Raw genomic sequence first — 24532 nt, forward strand, 5'->3', positions numbered from 1 at the left:
CTGAAGGCCGGTCAAACCCGCCCGCACCTGAACCGCGCGGGCGGTTTGACCGCGAACAACAGAGCGTGGCAGCAGCGCAGACCGGCGGGCTGAGCATGCACACGCTGTCCGCAGAGAATCAGTCGCGGAAGTTCTTAAACTGGAACGGTTGCCCCAGCTCGCCTTTGCGCACCAGCGCCATTACGCCCTGTAGATCGTCGCGTGATTTGCCGGTGACGCGCAGTTCGTCGCCCTGAATCTGCGTCTGTACCTTCAGCTTGCTGTCTTTGATCAGCTTCACCAGCTTCTTCGCCACGTCGCTTTCAATGCCTTTTTTCATTTTGGCTTCGACGCTCCAGCTCTTACCGCTGTGCTCGATCTCCTCCGGAATCTCCAGCGCCGCGCCTTCAATCCCGCGCTTGAGCAGCTTCTCACGCAGAATGTCCACCAGCTGCTTCACCTGAAAGTCAGACTCACTGAGCACCTTGATGGTCTCATTCTTCTGGTTCAGTTCAAAACTGGCCTGCACGTTGCGGAAATCGAAGCGGGTGGCCAGTTCACGGTTGGCGTTTTCCACCGCATTGAGCACTTCCTGCAAATCAATTTCGGAAACGATATCGAAAGATGGCATGATCTATTCTCCTGATACTAAAGTGACAGGCATAATACCTGCTTGCCACCGGTAAATAAAACCGCAGGCGCTGATAGCGATAATAATGAGCAGGCGGGCCGAGCGGTTAACAGCACCCGCACGCGGGAGGAATTATGAAAATTACCGTACTTGGATGCGGTGCTTTAGGGCAGCTGTGGCTGGCCGCTCTTGACCGCCAGGGCCATGAAGTGCAGGGCTGGCTGCGCGTGCCGCAGCCTTACTGTTCGGTAAACGTGATCGAGCCTGACGGAACCACGATCAACAAAACCTTTATCGCCAACGATCCGGCCTTTCTCGCCGGCAGCGATCTGCTGCTGGTAACGCTGAAGGCGTTTCAGGTCTCCGAGGCGGTAAAAAACCTGCAGTCGGTGCTGCCGGAGCAGGCGCCGGTGTTGCTGCTGCATAACGGCATGGGTACGCTGGCTGAGCTCAAGTCGCTGCCGCAGCCGCTGCTGCGCGGCGTCACCACCCATGCCGCGCGGCGTGACGGCACGGTGATCGTCCACGTCGCCTGCGGTATTACCCACATTGGCCCGATATCGCCGGCGGCAGTGGCGATGAGCGAGCTGGCGGAAATCCTGCACGCCGCGCTGCCTGACGTGGCCTGGCATAACAACGTCGCCTCAGCCGCCTGGCACAAGCTGGCGGTAAACTGTGTGATCAACCCGCTGACGGTATTTTACGACTGTACTAACGGCGAGCTGGCGCAATACCCGCAGGAGATTGCCGCCCTCAGTAACGAAGTCGCTGCCGTGATGGAGCGCGAAGGGCAACACGTGTCGCGGGAGTGGCTGATTGATTATGTCATGGAGGTGATCCGTACCACCTCCGGCAACGTCTCTTCGATGCTGCAGGATATCCGCGCCCTGCGCCGCACTGAAATCGACTATATCAACGGCTATGTGATTCGCCGCGCCCGCGCCCAGGGCCTGGCCACGCCGGAAAATAACCGTCTTTACGAATACATTAAAAGAAAGGAACAAGATTATGACCGCGAACGTATCGGTTCTGGTTTGCCTGGCGCCTGGCAGTGAAGAGACGGAGGCCGTCACCACCATCGATCTGCTGGTGCGCGCCGGCATCAACGTGGTCACCGCCAGCGTCACCAGCGACGGTAGCCGGGAAATCGTCTGCTCCCGCGGCGTGCGGCTGCTGGCCGATGCCACGCTGGTGACGGTGGCGGACGATGAGTTCGCGGCCATTGTGCTCCCCGGCGGGCTAAAGGGCGCGGAAAATTTCCGCGACAGCCCGCTGCTGATCGAGACCGTCCGTCAGTTTCACCTTTCCGGACGCATCGTCGCCGCGATCTGCGCCGCTCCCGGTACCGTGCTGATCCCACACGATCTGTTCCCGGTGGGCAATATGACCGGTTTTCCTGGCCTGAAAGAGACCATTCCGGAGGGTAAATGGATGGATCGACGCGTGGTGTGGGATCGCCGGGTTAATCTGCTGACCAGCCAGGCACCGGGCACGACGATTGATTTTGCGCTGAAGCTGATCGACCTGCTGGTGGGCAGTGAAAAAGCCCGCGAAGTCGGCGAACAGCTGGTGCTGGCCGCCGGTATTTTCGACTATCGCGAGGCTTTTTAAGCGAGCGCGCGTCCGGGCCTTAACTCCTCGAAGGAGTGCGGGTACGGCCCGGACACGGCATGATGCTGCGGCGGTGGTTCAGGGACGATAAACCTTAACGTTGGTAAAGCCCTGCTCATGCAGGTACAGCGCCTGCAGTTTGCTCATCACGCCACGCTCGCAGTACAGCAGCCAGGTTTTACTCTGATCCAGATCGGCAAACTGGGTCGCCAGCTTGTAGAACGGCAGCGCTTTAACCTCAACACCGTCAACGCTTAACGGGCTGGCATCCTGTTCATCAGCAGAACGGATATCCAGCACCGCGTCGTTAGCCGCACAGGAAGCGACGGTTTCAACTTCCACCACCTCTTCCTGAGTCTGTTCCGCAATCTCACGGATATCAACGTTGCTGGCTTCTTCCACCACCCGGTCGAGGATGGCAAAATCGAAGTTCTGCTCTTCCGCTTCGATCTTCGACTTCACCGCTTTCACCGTCGGGCTTTTTGAGATCACGCCACAGTATTCCGGCATGGTACGGGCGAAATCTTCCGTACCGATTTCACGGGCAATCTTGATGATGTGCTCTTTATCGTGCGAGATCAGCGGGCGCAGGATTAGCGTGTCGCTGGCGTTGTCGATGACGCGCAGGTTGGTCAGGGTCTGACTGGAGACCTGACCCAGCGCTTCTCCGGTGACCAGCGCCTGTACGCCGTAGCGTTCGGCCATTTTCGACGCGGCGCGCACCATCATGCGCTTCAGCACCACGCCCATCTGACCATCATCAACTTTTTCCAGAATTTCACCGACCACCGGCTCAAAGTTGATCGCCACAAAGCGTACGCGGTGCGAGCTGCCAAAGCGTTTCCACAGGTAATGGGCCACCTGACGCACGCCGATTTCGTGCGCGGCACCGCCGAGATTAAAGAAGCAGTAGTGCACGCGGCAGCCGCGGCGCATTAACATATAGCTGGATACGCCGGAGTCGAAGCCGCCAGAGATCAGCGACAGCACGTCCTCCTGGGTACCGATCGGGTAGCCGCCCAGCCCTTCGAAACGCGCGTTGACCAGCGTCAGGCGGTCATTGTCGATCTCAAGATTAACGGTCACTTCCGGCTTATCCAGCTGCACACGGGCGCTGGCAACGTGCTGATTCAGCCCGCCGCCTACATAGCGTTCAACGTCCTGCGAGCTGAATTCCTGCTTACCCCGGCGCTTCACGCGCACGCAGAATGACTTGCCTTCAATGCGTTCGCGGTTGGCTGCCAGCGTCTGCTCGAAGATGTCGTGCACATCGGTGTAGGCTCGATCTTCCACTTCGAGGATATGGTGGATCCCGGGCGTGCGGGTCAGTTGACCGATAATCGCACCGCGCTGGCTTTCATCTTTCGCGCGAACTTCAACGTGATCCCAGTGACGGACCACGGCAAGGCTTTCATCGTAGTGTTTCAGTACGTTGCGAATGTTTCCGGTGAGGATTTTGATGAAACGCAGGCGGACGGACTGGCTTTTAATAGTAATTTCAGGGAATAACTTAATGATAAACTTCATGGCGGCACGGGTTCGTTAGGCAATTAAATGCTGAAAGGAAAAGCACTTAGTTGTAAAATCAGAGTCTTGCAATAAGGGGCTGGCCCCACTGCATCCAGGCGCGGGAGTATATCATCTTTGGCCGCTGGCTGCTTATTCATCTGTCGATGAGGGAACCAGGCTGTAAAGCCCTCTTTTTTCTGCACTGGCGCCCGCTTCTTAACGAAAGTTGCAGAGTATATTTTGCTAATCATTTCCAGTCGGATACCATGAGAGATTATCCGTAGATAAAATGATGATAAGTCAGGATCGATGATGCCGAAAAAAGCCGAACAGCCCGCCAGCTTTGAGAGCTCGCTGCAGCAGTTAGAGCAGATCGTCACCCGCCTTGAGAGCGGCAATCTGCCGCTGGAAGAGGCACTGAATGAGTTTGAACGCGGTGTACAGCTGGCCCGAGCCGGGCAGCAGACGCTGCAGCAGGCGGAACAGCGGGTGCAGATTTTACTGAGTGACGATAAAAACGCCGATCTGATGCCGTTTAACGCGGAAAACGAGTAATGAATTTCAACGTCCTGCTTGATGCGCACCACCAGCGCGTCAACGCTGCGCTAGAGCAGTTTATTATGGCCCTGCCGTTTCAGAGTTCTCCACTGGTTAACGCCATGGAGTACGGTGCATTATTGGGCGGTAAACGGCTGCGTCCTTTCCTGGTGTATGCCACCGGGCAGATGCTGCAGGCCGACGAGGCGGCACTGGATGCTCCGGCAGCCGCCGTAGAGTGCATTCATGCCTATTCGCTGATTCATGACGACCTGCCAGCGATGGATGATGACAGCCTGCGGCGTGGCCAGCCCACCTGCCATATCCGCTTCGGCGAAGATACCGCAATCCTTGCCGGTGACGCCCTGCAAACGCTGGCCTTTTCAATCCTTGCCGACACGCCGATGCCCGGCGTTGACGCTAACACACGGGTAGCGATGTTATCGGAGCTGGCCAGGGCCAGCGGCGTAGCGGGGATGTGTGGCGGGCAGGCGCTCGATCTTGCTGCTGAGGGCAGGCAGGTCGATTTAGCCGCACTTGAGAAGATCCACCGCCACAAAACCGGCGCGCTGATTCGTTCAGCCGTACGTTTAGGCGCGCTGACCGCCGGAGAACGCGGACGCGCCGCGTTACCGCAGCTTGATCGTTACGCCGCTGCGATCGGCCTGGCCTTCCAGGTGCAGGACGATATTCTGGACGTGATTGGTGACACTGCTGTGCTGGGCAAACAGCAGGGGGCCGACCAGCAGCTGGGTAAAAGCACCTACCCGGCGCTGATGGGGCTGGAAAATGCGCGGGTAAAAGCCAGGGACCTGTACCTGGAATCACTCAGCGCACTGGATGAGTTGGCCGCACACTCTTACAACACTACGCCTCTGCGAGCGCTGGCCAGCTTCGTTATCGAGCGCGATAAATAACTTCCTAATGAGTCACTGATGAGTTTTGAACCTGCAAAATACCCGACCTTAGCCCTGGCAGGCTCGGTGCAAGAATTACGTTTGCTACCGAAAGAGAGCCTCCCTGCACTCTGCGATGAGCTGCGGCAGTATCTGCTCGACAGTGTCAGCCGCTCCAGCGGTCATTTTGCCTCGGGACTCGGCGTTGTTGAACTGACCGTTGCCCTGCACTACGTGTACAACACCCCGTTTGACCAGCTGGTGTGGGACGTGGGGCACCAGGCTTACCCACATAAAATTCTGACCGGCCGCCGCGATCGTATCGGCAGCATCCGGCAAAAAAATGGCCTGCACCCGTTCCCATGGCGCGATGAGAGCGAGTATGACGTGCTCAACGTCGGCCATTCTTCAACCTCGATCAGCGCCGGGCTGGGCATCGCCGTTGCCGCCGGGAAAGAGGGCAAAGGTCGCCGCACCGCCTGTATCATCGGCGACGGCGCGATCACCGCCGGCATGGCCTTCGAAGCAATGAATCACGCCGGAGATATCAAATCGGACCTGCTGGTGGTGCTGAACGACAATGAGATGTCGATTTCTGAGAACGTCGGCGCGCTCAACAGCCGTCTGGCTCAGCTGCTGTCAGGTAAAACCTACGCCCGCCTGCGTGAAGGCGGCAAGAAAGTACTGACCGGCCTGCCGCCGATCAAAGAGCTGGTCAAACGCACCGAAGAGCATCTGAAAGGGATGGTGGTACCGGGCACGCTGTTTGAAGAGCTGGGTTTTAACTATATCGGTCCGATTGATGGCCATGACGTGCTGGCGCTGGTGCAGACGCTGCGCAATATGCGCGACCTGAAAGGCCCGCAGTTCCTGCATATCATGACTAAAAAGGGTAAAGGCTACGCGCCGGCAGAGAAAGATCCTATCAGCTGGCATGCAGTACCGAAGTTTGACGTCGCCAGCGGGCAACTGCCGAAAAGCGTTGAGGGCCTGCCGAGCTATTCGCGTATCTTTGGCGACTGGCTGAGCGAAACGGCCGCGGATGATCCGAAGCTTATGGCGGTGACCCCGGCAATGCGTGAAGGTTCCGGCATGGTCAGCTTCTCCCGCGACTACCCGCAGCAGTACTTCGACGTGGCGATCGCCGAACAGCACGCGGTGACCTTTGCCGCCGGGCTGGCGATTGGCGGCTATAAGCCGGTAGTGGCGATCTACTCGACCTTCCTGCAGCGCGCTTACGATCAGGTGATCCACGACGTGGCAATCCAGAAGCTGCCGGTGCTGTTTGCCATCGACCGTGGCGGCATCGTCGGAGCGGACGGCCAGACGCATCAGGGTGCCTTCGATCTCGCCTTCCTGCGCTGCATCCCAAATATGGTGATTATGACGCCGAGCGATGAGAACGAGTGCCGTCAGATGCTCTATACCGGCTACCATTACGGTGAGGGTCCAAGCGCGGTGCGCTACCCGCGCGGCACCGGCACCGGTGCGCCGCTGCAACCTCTGGCCGCGCTGCCGTTGGGGAAAGGCGTGGTGAAACGCCAGGGCGAAGGGCTGGCAATCCTCAACTTTGGCACCCTGTTGCCAGAGGCTGCCGCCGCCGCGGAGGCGCTGAACGCCACGCTGGTAGATATGCGCTTTGTGAAGCCACTGGATGCGTCGCTGGTGCTGGAGCTGGCCGCCACCCATGACAATCTGGTCACTCTGGAAGAAGGCGCGATCATGGGCGGGGCCGGCAGCGGCGTTAACGAACTGCTGATGGCGAAGCGTAAAGCGGTGCCGGTGCTGAACATTGGTCTGCCCGATGAGTTTATCCCGCAGGGCACTCAGGATGAGATCCGCGCGGATTACCGGCTGGACGCTACGGGTATCCGGCAGCAAATTGCCGACTGGCTGACGCTGTAGGATAGCAGGCCGGTTAACCCTCAGGCACCCGTACTCAATCGGGTGCCTGAGCTTTCAATTCTTCACCCTTTCTCTCGTCTGTCTGCATTATTTCACCGGGTTAATGCGATCTCAAATCGTAATTTTTATCAAACCATGCCATCTGTAATATTAATTGGATGATTATCTATTTACTTAATATTCCAAAATTACTGATACTTACTCTGTATCGACGCCAATTGTTGATATATATCTCAAAAAAGAGTAAGGGAATAACATGAAAGAGTTAACTGTCGGTGAAGTTGAACAGGTTAGCGGCGCAAGCCTGCAAAGTGTTTTTGATGGTGCCGTGACGGGCGCGGTCAGCTTTGCTCTGGCTGGCGGAGTGGGTGGGGGTGCCAGCATTCTGAACTTCGGTATCGGTCAGGCCGTTGGCGTGGCATTAGGGATAATCGTTGGCGGCGTGGGTGGTGGACTGTATGGCATTACGCACACCTCTGAGCAAACTGAATCTTTTTTCAAGGGCGTTATTGAAAGCATTTTCGGATAAATCATCCTCATAATATTAAAGGAGTCATAAAGACTCCTTTTTAATTTTAATAACCAGAACACTGGGTTTAATTACAGCAGCCAGTAGTTACCAATAACGTAAATAATCGCAGCCGAAATAACGCCGGCAACAATATCATCTACCATAATTCCCATACCGCCATGAACGTTGCGGTCAAACCAGCGGATCGGCCAGGGTTTCCAGATATCCAGCACGCGGAAAATGATAAAACCTGCCAGAATCCACTGCCAGCTGCTGACCGGAATGGCGATCAGCGTGATCCACATTCCGATAAACTCATCCCAGACGATGCTGCCGTGGTCGTGTACGCCCATATCTTTTGCCGTGCGGTGGCAGAGATAAACGCCAATACAGATCCCCAGCAGGATCGCCAGCGAGTAGAGGTCTCCCGGCAGGCGGTTGAGCAGAAACCAGAACGGGATCGCCGCAATGGAACCGGCGGTGCCCGGCATCCACGGGCTAAGTCCGCTGCCAAACCCGGTGGCCAGCAGATGCCACGGGTTGCTCATCTTCAGTCGGCTTTTCGCCACATCTTTTTCACGTGCCAAAGTGATCAAATCCTTTATGAGTGAAGGAGACCGGTTGGTTGTCCTCTAACAGGACCAGACCCTCCGACTGTGGGCCGATCTGGCCAATACACGTAAACGGCACGCCAAGATAGCCCAGCGCCACGTCCAGCGCGCCACGGTTAATTTCCGGTACGGTAAAGCACAGTTCGTAATCTTCACCGCCGCTCAGTGCCCACTGCAGCGCCTGCTGTCGATCAAAGTGCTGCTGCATCACCCCTGAGAGCGGCAGCGCATCAACATTCACCCGCGCCCCACAGCCGCTGGCGTCAAGGATATGGCCGAGATCGGCAAGCAGACCGTCAGAAATATCGATCGCCGAGCTGGCCAGATCGCGCAGCGCCTGGCCCTGCAGAATACGCGGCATTGGTCGCAGATGGCGCTTAATCAGCGCCTCATGGGCCACCGGGTCGTTGATTTTGACGTGGTGCTGCAGCAGTGCCAGGCCGGCCGCGCTGTCGCCGAGGGAACCGGTAACGAAGATCCAGTCGCCGGGTTTCGCCCCGCCCCGCTTCAGCGCGCGGCCGTGAGGGACCAGTCCATGAATACCCAGCGTCAGGCTCAACGGCCCACGGGTGGTGTCACCGCCGATCAGCTGCATATCGTAATAATCCAGCAGCTCAAACAGGCTGTCGCTGAAGTCTTTCAGCCACGGCTCGCTGACCGACGGTAGCGTCAGCGCCAGCGTCAGCCAGGCCGGGTCAGCACCCATCGCCGCCAGATCGCTGAGGTTAACCGCCAGCGCTTTGTAGCCGAGATCGGCAGGATGAATATCACGCAGGAAGTGAACACCGGCCACCAGGGTGTCGGTGCTGATCGCCAGCGTCTGTTTTTCCGGCACGCTGAGCAGCGCGCAGTCGTCACCGATGCCTTTTTCCACATCGCGACGCGAGCTTGTTACGCGGTCAAAATAGCGCGCAATCAGTTCAAATTCGCCACAGGCCATAGTGCATTCCGGGATTTGATAAAGAAGAGGCCGGGTTAGCGGCCTCTGGAGGATTATTTGCGGTTAGGGCGGATCTGCGGAGCGGCTTTATCCAGCACGCCGTTGACAAACTTATGGCTGTCTTCAGCGCCAAACGTTTTGGCCAGCTCGATCCCTTCGTTAATCGCAACCTTGTAGGGAACGTCGGAACGCTTGCTCAGCTCAAACAGAGAGATGCGCAGAATCGCTTTCTCCACCTGGCCCAGCTCTTCCAGCTGGCGCGAGAGCCACGGTTTCATCAGGCCGTCGAGATAGGCACTGTTAGTGGCAACGCCGCCGACCAGCTCACGGAAATAAGCAATATCGACGTCTTTTACGTCCTGTTCCGCCAGAAACTGGTATTCGACATCAGCGATGTCGTTTTGGGAGATCTGCCACGAGTAGAGTGCCTGAACGGCACACTCACGGGCGCGGCGACGAGCAGCAGGTTTCACGAAATTCCCCTTAAAATCAGGCTTTGATGGCTTTCAATACGTTAATCATTTCCAGCGCGGTCAGAGCGGCTTCCGCCCCTTTGTTCCCCGCCTTGGTTCCGGCACGTTCAATGGCCTGCTCGATGTTTTCCGTCGTCAGCACGCCAAAAGTAACCGGGATATCGCTGTTCATTGCGACGCTGGCCAGACCGGAGCTGGCTTCGCCCGCCACGTACTCGAAGTGGGCGGTACCGCCACGGATCACCGTGCCCAGCGCCACGATCGCATCGTGTTTGCCAGCTTTCGCCAGCGTACGTGCGGTCAGTGGCAGTTCATAGGCGCCCGGCACCCATACCACGGTGATGTTCTCATCTTTCACCTGGCCGATCCGCTTCAGCGCATCGATGGCACCAGACAGCAGGCTGTCGTTGATGAAGTTGTTGAATCGCGCAATCACCAGGGCAATGCGCGCGTCAGGAGTCGCAACAGCAGCTTCGATAACGTTCATAATCTTCCTTTCAGGGTTCTGTTTGGCCCCGCAGGGGGGCGGATTCTATCATACTCTTTAGCGGTCTGCTTGTAATTGCGCAAACCTTGCGCCGCTCAGCCGCGTGGCTCAGGCATAACGCGGCGTCAGCGTCAGGCGCAGGTCCGGCCCCACCTGGCGCACGTCACTGAAATCAAAGCCAGGGGCATCGGCCAGATGGGCCAGGCCCGGCAGCTGGCAGAGGCCTCGCCCGGCATCACCCAGCAGTTTCGGGGCGAGATAGACGATAAGTTCATCCACTACGCCAGCCTGCAGCAGCGCACCGGCAAACTGCGCGCCGGCCTCGACCCACAGGCTGTTAATCTGTTGTTTACCCAGCAGCATCATCATCACCACCAGGTCCAGCCGCTGATGATGCAGCGGCACGGTGAACTGGGTGACGTTATCCGGCCACGCCTGCGCGTCGCTCTGCGCGCGCGCCAGCCAGACGTCGCCGGATTGCGCAATAAGCCGGTGCTGCGGCGTGACGCGATTCTGGCTGTCGACGATAATCCGTAGCGGCTGGCGCAGCTGTTCCTGGGGATAGCAGGCACGGCTGGCGCTGTCCAGCTCGTCGTAGCGTACCGTCAGCGCCGGATCGTCCGCCAGCACGGTGGCGCTGGTGCTGAGAATGGCCGATGCCTGCGCGCGCAGGCGCTGCACGTCGCGCCGCGCCTCGGGCGAGGTGATCCACTGACTTTCGCCGCTGGCCATCGCGGTGCGGCCATCGAGCGACGCCCCCAGCTTCAGCTGCACAAACGGAAAACCGGTTCGCATGCGCTTCAGGAAGCCGCGGTTCAGCGCTTCGGCCTCTGCCATCATCAGCCCGTGGCTGACCTCAATTCCCGCCTGCTGCAGCCGGTACAGCCCGCGCCCGGCAACCTGCGGGTTTGGATCCTGCATCGCGGCCACCACCCGGCTGACGCCGGCAGCAATCAGCGCATCACAGCAGGGTGGCGTGCGCCCGTGGTGGCTGCAGGGCTCCAGCGTTACATAGGCAGTGGCACCTCGCGCCTTCTCACCCGCCATTCTCAGCGCGTGGACCTCCGCATGAGGTTCCCCAGCGCGCAGATGATAGCCTTCGCCGACGATCTCGCCATTGCGCACGATCACACAACCGACGTTGGGGTTAGGGGTAGTGGTAAAGCGTCCGCGGCGTGCCAGCTCCAGCGCCCGCGCCATGAAATGTTCATCTTGCATGCCGTTAGTCCTGTAAGCGGGCGATCTCTTCGCCAAATTCGCGGATATCTTCAAAGCTGCGGTAGACCGAGGCGAAACGAATATAGGCGACCTTATCCAGTTTCTTCAGCTCATCCATCACCAGGCCGCCGATCTGCTTGCTGGCCACTTCCCGTTCCCCGGTGGCGCGCAGCTGGCTTTTAATATGGCTGAGCGCCGTCTCTACCGCATCGGAATTGACCGGCCGCTTCTCCAGCGCTTTCATCAGGCCGCTGCGCAGTTTGTCCTCGTTGAAGGGTTCACGCACGTCATTGCTCTTCACCACCCGCGGCATCACCAGCTCTGCCACCTCAAAGGTGGTAAAGCGCTCGTGGCAGACCAGGCACTGACGGCGGCGGCGTACCGACGTCCCTTCGCCAACCAGACGGGAGTCGATCACTTTAGTATCCACGGCGGAACAGAATGGGCAATACATGACGCGTCCTGAGATTGCTGGAAATTAAGCGTTAGTGTACCGCGATCGCGACGCTCTGCCAAAGCCGCGCCGCTAAAACCGTCACTGTTTATACACGGCGGCGCTGAAAAGAAGAGTTTAGCCGACAGGCGCTTAGCGTCGGTTTGCTCTAAGATAGAGGCAGACGTCTCCAGCACAAGGAAATGAACAATGACAACAGCTTATCTGCGGCTCTCGCTTCTCGCCTCGCTGCTGGCCCTGGCCGGTTGCGCCAGTAAGCCCGCACCGTCGCAGCTGCGCGAACTGCACCGTGAAGTGGGTAAACTCAGCCAGCAAATGCGCCAGCTGACCGATCAGGCCACCGCGCTGGAACAGCAGGGTCAGTTAAACGGCGGTTCTGCGCAAGGGGCGTGGCTGCTGCCGGCCGCCGCCACCGGCGTGATACTGAAGAGCCAGGCGGGTGAGCTGCAGCTGTCGCTGGGCCAGGTGGAAGCCGCGGCCAGCGGCAGTCGGGCGGTACTGCACATTCACAGCAAGGGTAATGCGCCGCTGCCGGCCTTCACCGCCAGCGTCGAGTGGGGTGAACTGGACGCTACCACCGGTAAACCTTTAACCGTGGACAGCCAGACGCAACAAATCGCGGTGCACGCCGCGCTGCTGCCGCGTAGCGAAGCCAGCATTCCCCTGCCGCTGAACAACCTGACGCCGCAGCAGCTCGGCTACGTTCGGGTGCATCAGGTGCTGCTGACCGATTCCGCACCGGGCGGCAACGCGCCCTGACCCTTACCCGGCGGCGCAGTGGGCTGCCGCATTAGTCACAAAAAAAGGGCCACTCGCTTGAGTGGCCCTTCTTCGTTACCGGGTTAGCATCACGGCAGGATTGAAGGCTGGTCTGCGCCCTCTTTCTCTACTTTCTGCTGGATCATATGTTCACGCTTCATGCCCAGCTTCAGCGCCAGCGCCGAAGAGACGTAAATCGATGAAATGGTACCGATGATGATACCGATCAGCATGGTCAGAGAGAAGCCCTGCAGCAGCGCGCCGCCGAACACGAACAGGATCAGCACCATCGCCAGGGTGGTACCCGAGGTGATGATGGTACGGCTCAGCGTCTGGGTCAGCGACACGTTGGTGATATCGTAAGAGGATCCGCGACGAATTTTACGGAAGTTCTCACGAATACGGTCTGACACCACGATCTTATCGTTCAGCGAGTAGCCGATCACCGACATCAGCGAGGCGACGATGGTCAGGTCAATCTCGATATGGAACAGCGAGAGCAGACCCATGGTGATGATCACGTCGTGCGCCAGCGCCAGCACCGTACCCAGCGCCAGGCGCCATTCGAAGCGGAAACCGATGTAAATCAGAATAGCGATCAGCGCCGAGAGCAGCGCCATGCCGCCCGCCGTTGCCAGGTCGCTACCCACGCTCGGGCCGACGAATTCGATACGCTTCACGGTGGCGTTCTGCTGGGTGGCCTCGTTGATGATGCCCACCACTTTCGTGCCCAGCCCGTCATTCGCGTTACCCTCGTGCGGCGACATCCGCACCAGCACATCGCGGCTGCTGCCAAAGTTCTGCACCTGAGGTTCTGCGAAGCCCGCTTTCTCCAGGCTGCCACGCATCAGATCCAGATCGACGGCTTTCTCCAGGTTGATTTCAATCACCGTACCGCCGGTGAAATCCAGACCCCAGTTAAAGCCGCGCACGCCGATGATCGCCGCAGAGATGATAATCAACAGTGCGGAGATGGTGAACGCCAGCTTATCCCAGCGCATAAAGTCGATGACTTTACGCCCGTGATTCATTTGTTCAACACTATGTTCCTGTGCCACAACGCACTCCTCAGATAGACAACTTAGTAACGCGTTTGCCGCCGTACATCAGGTTCACGATGGCACGGGTACCGACAATAGCAGTAAACATCGAGGTGCCGATGCCGATGGCGGTAGTAATGGCAAAGCCTTTAATCGAGCCGGTGCCCACTGCGTACAGGATGATAACCTTGATCAGCGTGGTCACGTTGGCATCAACGATACTGGAAAACGCGCCTTTGTAACCCTCATGGATCGCCTGCTGAACGGAACGTCCGTTGCGCAGCTCTTCCTTGATACGTTCGTTGATCAGTACGTTAGCATCGACCGCGACCGCCAGCGTCAACACGATACCGGCAATACCCGGCATGGTTAGCGTGGCACCCGGCAGCAGCGACATGATACCGACGATCAGGATCAGGTTGGCGATCAGCGCACTGGTCGCAACCAGGCCCATTTTCTTATAGAACAGCACCATAAAGATGATTGAGGCAAGCAGCCCCCACAGGCAGGCTTCCAGACCCTGAGTGATATTCTGCGCACCCATGGTCGGGCCAATGGTACGCTCTTCAACAATCTGGATCGGCGCAATCAGCGCACCGGCACGCAGCAGCAGCGACAGCTGACGGGCTTCGTTCGGGTTGCCAATGCCGGTAATACGGAAGCTGTTACCCAGTCGCGACTGGATGTTAGCAACGTTAATCACCTCTTCCTGCTTCTCAAGGATCGCACGGCCGGTGGCGTCTTTCTTCCCGCTGTCTTTGTATTCAACAAACAGCGTGGCCATCGCTTTACCGACGTTATCTTTAGAGAAGTTGGACATGATATTACCGCCCGCGCTGTCCAGCGAGATATTCACCTGCGGCTGGCCGTACTCGTCGGTGCTGGAGGTTGAATCGGTAATATGGTCACCGGTCAGGATCACCCGCTTGTACAGCGCAATCGGCTGGCCATCACGGGTATCTTTCACTTCGGAATCGCCCGGCACGCGGCCGTTCGCCGCCGCAGTAGCGTCAACGTTGGTGTTCACCAGACGGAACTCGAGGGTGGCCGTCGCGCCCAGAATCTCTTTCGCGCGCGCGGTGTCCTGAATACCCGGCAGTTCAACCACGATGCGGTCAGCACCCTGGCGCTGAACTAAGGGTTCAGCCACGCCCAGCTGGTTGACACGGTTACGCAGGATGGTGATGTTCTGCTGAACCGCATATTCACGGGCTTCACGCAGGCGTTCATCGGTCATTACCGCCGTCAGCGCGTTGCTGCCGCTGCTGTTAATCACCATATCGCGATGCAGGCCGGTCAGATAAGTCACCGCCTGGTTACGCGCGTCAGCGTCACGGAAACGAATTTCCAGACCCCAGTTATCGGTCTTGCGCACGTTAACGTAAGGAATGTTTTTATCGCGCAGCCCGCTGCGCAGGTTGTCGATGTTCTGCTCCTGGAGCTTGCCCAGAGCGGTATCCATATCGACTTCCATCAGGAAGTGCACGCCGCCACGCAGATCAAGGCCGAGTTTCATCGGTTCTGCGGACAGCAGGGTAAGCCAGGTTGGCGTCGCCGGAGCAAGGTTCAGCGCCACAACGTAGTTTTCACCGAGTGCTTTGGTAATCGCTTCACGGGCGCGCAGCTGCACGTCAGTGTTAGCAAAACGCGCCAGGATAGCACCGTTCTCCAGAGCGACAGATTTGCTCTGAATATTGTCTTCTTTTAATGCGTTCTGAATCTGACCCAGCGTTTGCTCACTGGCGGCGCTTCCGCGCGCGCCAGTGATCTGAACAGCCGGATCCTCACCATAAAGGTTGGGCAGCGCATACAGCAGGCCGACGAGTAATACGACGACCAGCATGATGTACTTCCACAAAGGATAACGGTTTAACACGGCAGTTCCCTTAGGGAAAACGGTAAAATTACAGCGCCTTCATCGAACCTTTCGGCAGAACGGCAGCTACGAAGTCACGTTTGACCACAACTTCAGTGGTCTCGTTCAGCGCGATAGCAACATAACCGGTTTCAGCAACTTTCGTTACACGGCCGACCAGGCCACCGGTGGTCAGCACTTCATCACCCTTGGAGATAGAGTCCATCAGTTTTTTGTGCTCTTTCGCGCGCTTCTGCTGAGGGCGCAGGATCATAAAGTAGAAAATCAGACCAAATACGACCAGCATAATCACCAGAGAATACGGACTTCCCTGAGATGGAGCTGCAGCAGCCACGGCATCAGAAATGAACAAGCTCATTAAATTTCCCTCATTGTTTAATTATCAGACGTTAATGGCGGAACCGCCTTGCCCGTCCGTTGGTAGAATTCGGTAACAAAGTGCTCTAATTTACCCTCTTCAATGGCCTGACGTAAACCCGCCATTAAACGCTGGTAATAACGCAGATTGTGGATGGTGTTAAGACGCGCACCCAGAATTTCGTTACAGCGGTCAAGATGGTAAAGATAAGCACGGCTGTAATTGCGACAAGTGTAACAGTCACACTCGGCATCCAGCGGGGACGTGTCGTCTTTGTGTTTCGCGTTGCGGATTTTAACCACGCCGTCGGTCACAAACAGGTGGCCGTTACGCGCGTTGCGGGTTGGCATCACACAGTCAAACATATCGATACCGCGACGCACGCCTTCAACCAGATCTTCCGGCTTGCCCACGCCCATCAGGTAACGCGGCTTGTCCTGCGGCAGCTGCGGGCAGACATGCTCAAGGATCCGGTGCATATCGTCCTTCGGCTCACCCACTGCCAGGCCGCCAACAGCGTACCCATCAAAGCCGATGTCCACCAGCCCTTTCACCGAGACATCTCGTAAATCTTCGTAAACACTACCCTGAATAATGCCAAATAAGGCGTTTTTATTCCCCAGCGAGTCGTGACGGTCGCGGCTGCGCTGCGCCCAGCGTAACGACATCTCCATCGAGCGCTTGGCATAATCCCAGTCGGCCGGGTACGGGGTACATTCGTCAAAGATCATCACGATGTCAGAGCCGAGATCGAACTGGATCTCCATCGATTTTTCCGGGTCGAGGAAGATCGCATCACCGTTGATCGGATTGCGGAAGTGCACGCCCTTTTCGGTAATTTTACGAATATCGCCGAGGCTGAACACCTGGAAGCCGCCGGAATCGGTGAGGATTGGCCCTTTCCACTGCATAAAATCGTGCAGATCGCCGTGCAACTTCATGATCTCCTGGCCCGGGCGCAGCCACAGGTGGAAGGTGTTGCCGAGGATGATCTGTGCGCCGGTCTCCTGCACTTCTTCCGGGGTCATACCTTTGACGGTGCCGTAGGTGCCCACCGGCATAAAGGCCGGGGTTTCAACCACGCCACGGTCAAAGACCAGGCGGCCACGGCGCGCGCGGCCGTCGGTAGTGTCTAGTTCAAACTTCATGTTGCCTCCATCAGAGAAACAATCTGATGATTAAGTTAACCGGCGCGAATCGGGGTTCACACCGGTGGAATCAGAACCGGGCCAGCGCCCGGCTCTCAGGAAATGGGCTGACCGGGGATTTCGCTAAACGCCCGCTCGTTGCGGGTGATAAACATCGCGTCACCGTAGCTGAAGAAACGGTACTGTTCGGCGACTGCCTGCCGATAGGCGTGCATGGTGTTACGATAACCGGCAAACGCGGAAACCAGCATAATCAGCGTTGACTCAGGCAGGTGGAAGTTAGTCACCAGCGCGTCAATCACCTGATAGTGATAGCCCGGGTAGATAAAGATTTTGGTGTCGCCGAAGAACGGCGCAATCAGCGCATCGCCCGCCGCCTGCGCCGCGCTCTCCAGCGAACGTACCGAGGTGGTGCCGACGGCGATCACCCGGTTGCCGCGCGCTTTACAGGCCAGCACGGCGTCAACCACGTCCTGAGGAACCTCGGCATATTCGGCGTGCATGATATGGTCTTCAATGCTGTCCACCCGCACCGGCTGGAAGGTACCCGCGCCGACGTGCAGGGTGACGAAGGCGCTTTCGATGCCCTTTTCGCGCAGCGCTGCCAGCAACGGCTCATCGAAATGCAGGCCGGCCGTCGGCGCGGCAACGGCACCCGGCTTCTGGCTGTAAACGGTCTGATAGAGTTCGCGGTCGGCGTCTTCATCCGGGCGGTCGATATACGGCGGCAGCGGCATATGGCCGATGGCATTAAGGATATCCAGCACCGGGCGATTATCGTTAAATTCGATTTCAAACAGCGCGTCGTGGCGGGCGGTCATGGTGGCCTGCACGCTTTCATCTTCTCCCAGCAGCAGTTCGCTGCCCGGCTTCGGCGCTTTAGAGGAGCGCACGTGCGCCAGCACGCGCTTATCATCCAGCATGCGCTCGACCAGCACTTCAATTTTTCCGCCGCTGGCCTTGCGGCCAAAAATACGCGCCGGGATCACCCGCGTGTTGTTAAACACCAGCAGGTCGCCGGGATTGAGCTTGTCCAGAAGGTCCGTAAATACACCGTGCTGCAGCGCGCCATCTTCACCGTTCAGCGACAGTAAACGGCAGCCGCTGCGCTGCGCCTGTGGGTAGTGGGCAATCAGGGATTCAGGTAACTCAAAAGCAAAATCGGCAACGCGCATGGTCAGTCACAGTCAGGGAAATCAGGGCGCATATTCTAGCTGAAATCCGACTGAAAACCCAAAGAAATGGGATATAGTAAGCGGATGAACTATTTAGCCCACCTTCATCTGGCATCGCTGGCCAACAGCTCGCTGCTCGGCAATATCATGGCTGACTATGTGCGCGGCAATCCTTATACGCAGTGGTCGACCGATGTTGCCGACGGTATCGCCCTGCACCGCCGCATCGACGCGCTGACCGATTCGCTGCCGGAGGTGCGCGAGGCGCGGGGCTGGTTCCGCGCCGAAACCCGCCGCGTCTCACCGATTACCCTTGACGTGGTGTGGGACCATTTCCTGTCACATCACTGGGATAAGCTGGTACCTGAGGTGACGTTGCCCGATTTTCTCGCCGACGCGCAGCGCACTATCACGCCCGATCTGGCCAATACTCCCGAGCGTTTTCAGCAGCTTAACCATTACCTGTGGCAGGATCGCTGGATGGAGCGCTACGCTGACGCCGGGTATTTGCAAAAGGTGCTGCAGGGTATGGCCAGCCGTCGACCGCGGCTGGCGGCGCTGGCGGAGAGCTATCAGGATTTCGCCGAGCATTATCATCAGCTTGAGGCGCTTTTCTGGCAGCTCTACCCACGAATGATGCGCCAGGCCGCCGACGGCAAGCTGTGAGAAGAAGCGCAGCTTTGGCGCTTGCCCTTTTTCTTAAAAAGGTTATTTTATAAAACTGCTTTTTAATAATTCGCCTTTTGATAGGCACAGCCTATACGATCAATCGGCGGATTACGCTGGTTCCCGGCAGGATGTTACCCGTATACTTCACGCGTCTTGTCACATTTACTATCCACTAACCTTTTACAGGAGTGAACATGGTCCTGGTAACTCGCCCAGCCCCTGATTTTACTGCCGCTGCCGTACTGGGCAACGGTGAAATCGTTGAAAACTTCAACTTTAAAAAACACACCGCTGGTAAAGCCACCGTTGTGTTCTTTTGGCCAATGGACTTCACCTTCGTCTGCCCTTCTGAGCTGATCGCGTTCGACAAGCGTTATGCTGAATTCCAGAAGCGTGGCGTGGAAGTGGTTGGCGTCTCCTTCGACTCCGAGTTCGTGCACAACGCGTGGCGTAAAACCCCGGTTGATAAAGGCGGCATCGGCGAAGTGCAGTATGCGATGGTGGCCGACATCAAACGCGAAATCCAGAAAGCTTACGGCATCGAACACCCGGATGCAGGCGTTGCGCTGCGCGGTTCGTTCCTGATCGACAAAGCCGGTGTGGTTCGCCACCAGGTGGTTAACGATCTGCCGCTGGGCCGTAACGTTGACGAAATGCTGCGTATGGTTGACGCGCTGCAGTTCCACGAAGAGCACGGCGAAGTGTGCCCGGCTCAGTGGGAAAAAGGCAAAGAAGGTATGGGCGCATCGCCGGAAGGCGTGGCTAAATACCTGTCTGAGAACGCCGCTAAGCTGTAATCTCAACGCGTTAAAAAAACCGCTACGGCGGTTTTTTTTTGCCTGATTGTCCGCGGTGCCTTTTGTCGTTCCTCTTTTTCGCCTGTCCGTTTGCCGGTGCCCTTAACGTGCTGATCCGGTCATCTTCCTGCGTATTACGTGCCTGCCTGCTGACCTGTACACGCCATTCCCGTTCGCGTTCATTGCACAATTTGTGGTCATGCTCACGGAAAGTTATTCACTGATTCATCATCATTCGCATACCCCTGCTGGTCAGGGATTTTTTGGAGCACTAATTGCACACGTGTGCAAACAGGCGCTCCCCTTTGCCCGACAGGCGGCAGTTAAACCCGGTTTACGCCTGTGCATCGCTGGCAGGAGCATCCTGCCTTCATCTGCAAGGAAAAAACATATGATAACCCGACACAAATTCTGGCCGCGCCTGATGATAATCGCGGCAACCGGCCTCGCCAGCCACGCTGCTCTGGCGGGTGACTACGTGCTGGAAAAAGTGGTGGAGATCAGCCGCCACGGCGTGCGTCCGCCAACGCCTGACAACACCAAAGCGATGGAGGCCGGCAGCGATCGCCGCTGGCCGGGGTGGCTTACCGCCGATGGCGAGTTGACCGGCCACGGCTATGCGGCAGCGGCGCTGAAGGGGCAGTATGAAGCGGCGGGCTGGCGACAGGCCGGATTGCTGACAGCGGGCTGCCCGCAGCCCGGTACGCTGTTTGTCTGGGCCAGCCCGATGCAGCGCACCCGCGCCACCGCTAAAGCGCTGACCGACGGGGCCTTCCCCGGCTGCGGCGTGGCGGTGCACAGCGTGGCGGGCGACAGCGATCCGCTGTTTCAGATCGATAAGATGGGCCTGGCACCGCTGGACAGCGCCAAAGCGCTGGCCGGCATCAACGCAGCAATGGGCGGCAGCGTCGAACAGGCACAACAGCGCGCCACCGCAGATATCGCCCGCATGAAGGCGGCGGTCTGCCTGCCCGGCACTCCCTGCCCGGTGTTTGACCAGCCCTGGTCCATTAAACAGGGCAAGGATGGTCGCTTTGACGTTAAAGGACTCTCTACCTTGTCAAATATGGCAGAGACCTTCCGCCTGGCCTGGAGTGAAAATATTCCGGCTGAACAGGTGGCATTTGGCCATGTACACTCAGCTGATGAGGTTGCCCGCCTGATGCCGTTGCTGACTGCCAAATATGACTACACCAGCGATGTCCCCTATATCGCCCGGCGTAACGGCTCGGTGCTGATGGATCAGATCGCCAAAGCGCTGGCGCAGGGCGTAACCCCACAGCAGGATGCCCCGCCGGATGTACACTGGCTGCTCTATGTGGCACACGACACCAACATCTCCTGGCTGCGCACCATGCTCGGTTTCAGCTGGCAGCTGGCCAACTATCCGCGCGGTAATATCCCGCCAGCCGGCAGTCTGGTCTTTGAACGCTGGCGCGACGGCAAGAGCGGCCAGCGCTTTATCCGCCTCTACTTCCAGGCGCAAACCCTCGATCAGATCCGCAACCTCATCCCGCTTAACGGTCCGCAGGCGCTGGTCCGGAAAGAGTTTACAGCGCAGGACTGCCGGTTGACCGATGTCGGCGTGTTGTGTCCTTATCAGAGCATGCAGAAGATGATTAACCGCAGCATTGACCGCAGCGCACTGACAACGGTCAGCTACCGGTCGGAATAATCCCCTGTTGGTTCAGCAGCCACTGCGCAAATGCCTTAAGCGGTTCACTGCTGAGTTCAATGGCCTGCGGCAGGATCAGACTGAACGTTTTGGCGACTGAGCTTGCCGCAGGCCAGGGGGCGACCAGCGTCCCCGCAGCCAGCTCGTTTTCCACATACAGCCGCGGCACCAGCGCCACACCCAGCCCGGCCAGCGCGGCTTCGATCAGCATGGCGTGCAGATCGAAGCGGGCTCCGATGGCGGGATGGCTCAGCGGGATGCCGGTCTCCCGCGCGTAGTGTTGCCAGGCATCAGGATTCTGTCGCCGGTGCAGGCGTGGTAGTCGATCAAGCTCCTGACTTTCCCTGCCAGCCACCAGCAGTTGCGGGTGGCAGACCGGAATCAGCACCTCATGGATCAGCGGGCAGCTGACCATTCCCGTCCAGGCCGGATGCGCAAAATGAATTGCGGCGTCAAATCCGCTGTCGGCCAGCACAAAGGGGGCCATGCGTTCAGCAAGATGCACAGTAATTTGCGGATAAACCCGCCGAAAGTCTGGCAGACGCGGAATCAGCCACTTCATCGCAAAGGTCGGGGTCACGGCGATCTCCAGGCTGGCGCTGTCACCGGGCTGTCCCATCAGGTACCGGCTGTCACGCTCCAGACGGTCCAACAGTTCGCGCACCTGCGCGGCGTAGCGTTCACTTCCGGGTAGCAGCCGCACGCGATTGCCGGTTCTGTCAAACAGCGCTACCCCGAGAAATTTTTCCAGCCGGGAAATCTGCCGGCTGATCGCGCCTTCCGTAAGAGAAAGCTCGCTGGCGGCACGCGCAAAGCTGCCGTGTCGCGCCGCCGCTTCGAAGGCAATAAGCGAGCTGTTGCTGGGAACTTTTCTGCGCATAAAGGGCTGACCTGTCATACCTTGATTTTTTGTCATGAATGCCTGTCAAAATATCGCTTACCGGGCTGATTTCAAAGCGTTAACCTGACAGAACATCACGCTACCTACCCGTCGCGCCATCTCTTCTAATCAGGAACCTCCCAATGACCTTAATGACACCACCCGGCCTGCAGAGTGGCGACTATTCCGTTGTTGCCATCAGCGACGGCTACCTTTCCGCCAGTCTGGATCTGCTTTCGGGTATCACTTGCCAGGATGCAGCAGCCTTGCAGCAGCAAGCCGGCATCAGCGATCCCTCTGCCGTGCATATCAACTGCTATCTTTTGCGCGGCCGTGGCCGCACGGTGCTGATAGATGCCGGTGCAGGAGGGATTAATCAGTGGGGGGGCAATCTCCAGGTTAATCTTGCACGTGCTGGCGTACAACCCGCGGAGATTGACACTATTTTGCTCACCCACGCCCATCCTGACCATATCGGTGGGCTTTTGAATGCCTCAGGTGAAGCGGCGTTTCCCGGCGCTGAACTGGTGATACAGCAACGTGAGGTCACTTTCTGGCAGGATGACGCCAACCTGAGCCGGGCCAGCCAGCGGGCGCGCGGCAACTTCCTTTTCGCGCGTAAGGTGTTCGACCGCTATCGTCAGCGAACGCGCACCTTTAACGCTAATGAGGTTCTCCCCGGCATTAGCGGCATCCCCCTGCCGGGACATACTGCCGGGCATTCCGGCTATCGTATTGAGTCGGGTAATGAAAGTCTGTTGGTCTGGGGGGATATCGTCCACTTTCCTTCCGTTCAGATCGCGCATCCGGCGGTCTCAATCGCATTTGATCTGGATCCACAGCTCGCCGCTGAAACTCGCCTGAAACTGTTAGACCAGGCCTGTTCCGAACAGCTGCTAATTGCCGGGATGCATCTTGATGAGCGCGGATTCACCCGCATTGAGCGCAGGGGCAACCGCTGGAGAATGTCAGCATAAAAAAACGGCGCGAACCGGTTTCACCCGCTTCGCGCCGCCTTGTTCAGCGTTAACGACAGATTACGCCGTACGGCGCTTCACCCACTGCCAGCTCAGCACCAGCAACGCTATCCACACAATACCGACATAGAGTGATATACGGGTATCCGGGAAGTAACCAATCAGCCCGATAATCAACGCAAGGAACAGGATCCCCACCACGGCTATAGGGGTACCGCCCGGCAGGGCAAATTTCAGCGCCTTACGCTGTTCTGCGTTCAGCGAGCGGCGGAAACCGATCTGGGAAAACAGGATCATAATCCACACCCATACGGTCGCAAAGGTCGCCAGTGAAGCGATAGCCAGAAAGACTTTTTGCGGCATCAGATAATTAAGCCCCACCGCAACCAGCATCGCTGCCATCATCGTCAGCACGGTTAGCCACGGCGCCCCGTTTCGGGTTACGCGGGTAAAGGCCTGCGGTGCCTGGCGCTGCCCGGCCATGCCGTGCAGCATGCGGCCAACGCCAAATACATCGCCGTTAATCGCCGACAGCGATGCGGTAATCACCACAAAGTTGAGGATTGCCGCGGCCCCCGCAATACCCATATGCTGGAAAGTCAGCACAAACGGGCTGCCCGTGGTGCCAACCAGATTCCACGGGTAAATCGACATGATCACAAACAGCGTACCGACATAGAACACCAGAATACGCAACGGCACGGTATTGACCGCGTTGGGAATAGAAATTTCCGGGTTCTTTGCCTCACCGGCGGTGATGCCGATAATTTCAATACCGCCAAAGGCAAACATCACCACCTGCAGCGACAGCAGCGTCCCGATCCAGCCGTTAGGGAAGAAGCCACCGTTACTCCACAGGTTACTGATGCCGGTAGGCTGGCCGCCGTTACCAATGCCCCAGATAATGATGCCGAGCCCGGCTAAAATCATCAGAATAATGGTAACGACCTTGAACAGCGACAGCCAGAACTCCATTTCGCCAAACAGTTTTACCGTCGCCAGATTAAGGGCTCCGATAACCAGCACCACGCTCAATACCCAGATCCACTGCGGTACATCCGGGAACCAGAACCCCATATAGATACCGAACGCGGTAACGTCAGCAATGGCGACAATCAGGATTTCGAAGCAGTAGGTCCAGCCGGTGATATAACCGGCCAGTGGCCCCAGATAATCGTTGGCATAACGCGAGAAGGAGCTGGACTGCGGGTTATTCACCGACATTTCGCCAAGGGCCCGCATAATAAGATACGCCACCGCGCCGCCCACGATGTAGGCCAGCAGCACGCTGGGGCCGGCCATCTTAATGGCATCGGCTGAGCCGTAGAACAGCCCGGTGCCGATTGCCGAACCCAGCGCAATAAAGCGAATGTGCCGGTTACTCAGTCCTTGCTTGAGATTGGTATTTTTCATCTT

At 57.9% G+C, this 24532-nt stretch carries 26 protein-coding genes; 11 read left to right on the forward strand and 15 right to left on the reverse strand.

Features of this window, described 5'->3' with window-relative positions; translation table 11 throughout:
* Positions 1–118: 118 nt before the first annotated feature.
* Positions 119–610 (reverse strand): YajQ family cyclic di-GMP-binding protein, encoded by a 492-nt coding sequence (locus tag GKQ23_RS18695; protein WP_056233976.1) that lies wholly within the window; start codon positions 608–610, stop codon positions 119–121.
* Positions 611–744: 134 nt separating this feature from the next.
* Here GKQ23_RS18695 and panE point away from each other — a divergent pair, with 134 nt between their 5' ends.
* Positions 745–1665 (forward strand): 2-dehydropantoate 2-reductase, encoded by a 921-nt coding sequence (gene panE / locus GKQ23_RS18700; protein ID WP_056233974.1) that lies wholly within the window; start codon positions 745–747, stop codon positions 1663–1665.
* The gene (yajL, locus tag GKQ23_RS18705) at positions 1619–2221 is read left to right on the forward strand and encodes a protein deglycase YajL (protein WP_056233968.1); all 603 of its coding nucleotides are present in this window, start codon (positions 1619–1621) and stop codon (positions 2219–2221) included. Before panE ends, yajL begins: the two co-directional genes overlap by 47 nt.
* A gap of 78 nt (positions 2222–2299) precedes the next feature.
* Here yajL and thiI read toward each other — a convergent pair whose 3' ends face one another.
* A complete protein-coding gene (gene thiI, locus GKQ23_RS18710) occupies positions 2300–3748 on the reverse strand; it encodes a tRNA uracil 4-sulfurtransferase ThiI (protein ID WP_056233965.1) in 1449 nt (482 codons plus the stop codon).
* Between the two features lie 294 nt (positions 3749–4042).
* Here thiI and xseB point away from each other — a divergent pair, with 294 nt between their 5' ends.
* From xseB to GKQ23_RS18730, 4 genes are all read left to right on the forward strand, one after another.
* Positions 4043–4285: an exodeoxyribonuclease VII small subunit gene (gene xseB, locus GKQ23_RS18715; protein ID WP_056233962.1), complete on the forward strand. Its 243-nt coding sequence runs from the start codon at positions 4043–4045 to the stop codon at positions 4283–4285.
* Positions 4285–5184 (forward strand): (2E,6E)-farnesyl diphosphate synthase, encoded by a 900-nt coding sequence (gene ispA, locus GKQ23_RS18720; protein WP_212409135.1) that lies wholly within the window; start codon positions 4285–4287, stop codon positions 5182–5184. Before xseB ends, ispA begins: the two co-directional genes overlap by 1 nt.
* 18 nt (positions 5185–5202) lie before the next feature.
* The gene (dxs, locus tag GKQ23_RS18725) at positions 5203–7068 is read left to right on the forward strand and encodes a 1-deoxy-D-xylulose-5-phosphate synthase (protein ID WP_212409136.1); all 1866 of its coding nucleotides are present in this window, start codon (positions 5203–5205) and stop codon (positions 7066–7068) included.
* A 256-nt stretch (positions 7069–7324) separates the two neighbouring features.
* Positions 7325–7597 carry a hypothetical protein gene (locus tag GKQ23_RS18730; protein WP_212409137.1) on the forward strand — a complete coding sequence of 91 codons (273 nt, stop codon included), beginning with the start codon at positions 7325–7327 and terminating at the stop codon, positions 7595–7597.
* Between the two features lie 71 nt (positions 7598–7668).
* Here GKQ23_RS18730 and pgpA read toward each other — a convergent pair whose 3' ends face one another.
* The 6 genes from pgpA to nrdR all read right to left on the reverse strand — a co-directional run bounded on the left by pgpA (position 7669) and on the right by nrdR (position 11762).
* The gene (pgpA, locus tag GKQ23_RS18735) at positions 7669–8127 is read right to left on the reverse strand and encodes a phosphatidylglycerophosphatase A (protein WP_056234015.1); all 459 of its coding nucleotides are present in this window, start codon (positions 8125–8127) and stop codon (positions 7669–7671) included.
* Positions 8128–8155: 28 nt separating this feature from the next.
* On the reverse strand, positions 8156–9130 hold the full coding sequence (gene thiL / locus GKQ23_RS18740) for a thiamine-phosphate kinase (protein ID WP_056233952.1): 975 nt from the start codon (positions 9128–9130) through the stop codon (positions 8156–8158).
* A 53-nt stretch (positions 9131–9183) separates the two neighbouring features.
* Complete coding sequence (nusB, locus tag GKQ23_RS18745) at positions 9184–9603, reverse strand: transcription antitermination factor NusB (RefSeq protein WP_056233950.1); 420 nt, start codon at positions 9601–9603, stop codon at positions 9184–9186.
* A 16-nt stretch (positions 9604–9619) separates the two neighbouring features.
* On the reverse strand, positions 9620–10090 hold the full coding sequence (gene ribE, locus GKQ23_RS18750; protein WP_056233947.1) for a 6,7-dimethyl-8-ribityllumazine synthase: 471 nt from the start codon (positions 10088–10090) through the stop codon (positions 9620–9622).
* Between the two features lie 108 nt (positions 10091–10198).
* On the reverse strand, positions 10199–11308 hold the full coding sequence (gene ribD / locus GKQ23_RS18755) for a bifunctional diaminohydroxyphosphoribosylaminopyrimidine deaminase/5-amino-6-(5-phosphoribosylamino)uracil reductase RibD (protein ID WP_212409138.1): 1110 nt from the start codon (positions 11306–11308) through the stop codon (positions 10199–10201).
* A gap of 4 nt (positions 11309–11312) precedes the next feature.
* Positions 11313–11762 carry a transcriptional regulator NrdR gene (gene nrdR / locus GKQ23_RS18760; protein WP_056233942.1) on the reverse strand — a complete coding sequence of 150 codons (450 nt, stop codon included), beginning with the start codon at positions 11760–11762 and terminating at the stop codon, positions 11313–11315.
* Positions 11763–11951: 189 nt separating this feature from the next.
* On the opposite strand from nrdR, the gene GKQ23_RS18765 reads away from it, so the two are divergent.
* Positions 11952–12521, forward strand: coding sequence for a DUF3251 domain-containing protein (locus GKQ23_RS18765; protein ID WP_056233939.1), 570 nt, complete (start codon positions 11952–11954; stop codon positions 12519–12521).
* An 89-nt stretch (positions 12522–12610) separates the two neighbouring features.
* Here GKQ23_RS18765 and secF read toward each other — a convergent pair whose 3' ends face one another.
* The 5 genes from secF to queA all read right to left on the reverse strand — a co-directional run bounded on the left by secF (position 12611) and on the right by queA (position 18118).
* Positions 12611–13579 carry a protein translocase subunit SecF gene (secF, locus tag GKQ23_RS18770; protein ID WP_056233937.1) on the reverse strand — a complete coding sequence of 323 codons (969 nt, stop codon included), beginning with the start codon at positions 13577–13579 and terminating at the stop codon, positions 12611–12613.
* Between the two features lie 10 nt (positions 13580–13589).
* On the reverse strand, positions 13590–15437 hold the full coding sequence (secD, locus tag GKQ23_RS18775) for a protein translocase subunit SecD (RefSeq protein WP_212409139.1): 1848 nt from the start codon (positions 15435–15437) through the stop codon (positions 13590–13592).
* A gap of 28 nt (positions 15438–15465) precedes the next feature.
* A complete protein-coding gene (yajC, locus tag GKQ23_RS18780; protein ID WP_056233931.1) occupies positions 15466–15795 on the reverse strand; it encodes a preprotein translocase subunit YajC in 330 nt (109 codons plus the stop codon).
* A gap of 17 nt (positions 15796–15812) precedes the next feature.
* The gene (gene tgt / locus GKQ23_RS18785; protein ID WP_056233929.1) at positions 15813–16943 is read right to left on the reverse strand and encodes a tRNA guanosine(34) transglycosylase Tgt; all 1131 of its coding nucleotides are present in this window, start codon (positions 16941–16943) and stop codon (positions 15813–15815) included.
* A 95-nt stretch (positions 16944–17038) separates the two neighbouring features.
* The gene (gene queA / locus GKQ23_RS18790) at positions 17039–18118 is read right to left on the reverse strand and encodes a tRNA preQ1(34) S-adenosylmethionine ribosyltransferase-isomerase QueA (protein ID WP_212409140.1); all 1080 of its coding nucleotides are present in this window, start codon (positions 18116–18118) and stop codon (positions 17039–17041) included.
* Between the two features lie 84 nt (positions 18119–18202).
* On the opposite strand from queA, the gene GKQ23_RS18795 reads away from it, so the two are divergent.
* From GKQ23_RS18795 to GKQ23_RS18805, 3 genes are all read left to right on the forward strand, one after another.
* Positions 18203–18784: an ACP phosphodiesterase gene (locus GKQ23_RS18795; RefSeq protein WP_212409141.1), complete on the forward strand. Its 582-nt coding sequence runs from the start codon at positions 18203–18205 to the stop codon at positions 18782–18784.
* Between the two features lie 197 nt (positions 18785–18981).
* Positions 18982–19584 (forward strand): peroxiredoxin C, encoded by a 603-nt coding sequence (locus GKQ23_RS18800; protein ID WP_056233921.1) that lies wholly within the window; start codon positions 18982–18984, stop codon positions 19582–19584.
* Between the two features lie 391 nt (positions 19585–19975).
* Positions 19976–21259, forward strand: a complete 1284-nt coding sequence (locus GKQ23_RS18805; RefSeq protein WP_212409142.1) for a histidine-type phosphatase — start codon at positions 19976–19978, stop codon at positions 21257–21259.
* Here GKQ23_RS18805 and GKQ23_RS18810 read toward each other — a convergent pair.
* Positions 21240–22139, reverse strand: a complete 900-nt coding sequence (locus tag GKQ23_RS18810; protein ID WP_212409143.1) for a LysR substrate-binding domain-containing protein — start codon at positions 22137–22139, stop codon at positions 21240–21242. The genes GKQ23_RS18805 and GKQ23_RS18810 overlap by 20 nt on opposite strands.
* A 143-nt stretch (positions 22140–22282) precedes the next feature.
* Here GKQ23_RS18810 and GKQ23_RS18815 point away from each other — a divergent pair, with 143 nt between their 5' ends.
* Positions 22283–23116 (forward strand): MBL fold metallo-hydrolase, encoded by an 834-nt coding sequence (locus tag GKQ23_RS18815; RefSeq protein ID WP_212409144.1) that lies wholly within the window; start codon positions 22283–22285, stop codon positions 23114–23116.
* A gap of 60 nt (positions 23117–23176) precedes the next feature.
* Here the strand turns inward: GKQ23_RS18815 and proY are convergent, their stop codons facing one another.
* Positions 23177–24529, reverse strand: coding sequence for a proline-specific permease ProY (gene proY, locus GKQ23_RS18820; RefSeq protein WP_056233913.1), 1353 nt, complete (start codon positions 24527–24529; stop codon positions 23177–23179).
* Positions 24530–24532: the final 3 nt, after the last annotated feature.

The sequence above is a fragment of the Erwinia sp. E602 genome (assembly GCF_018141005.1).
GTDB lineage: Bacteria > Pseudomonadota > Gammaproteobacteria > Enterobacterales > Enterobacteriaceae > Erwinia.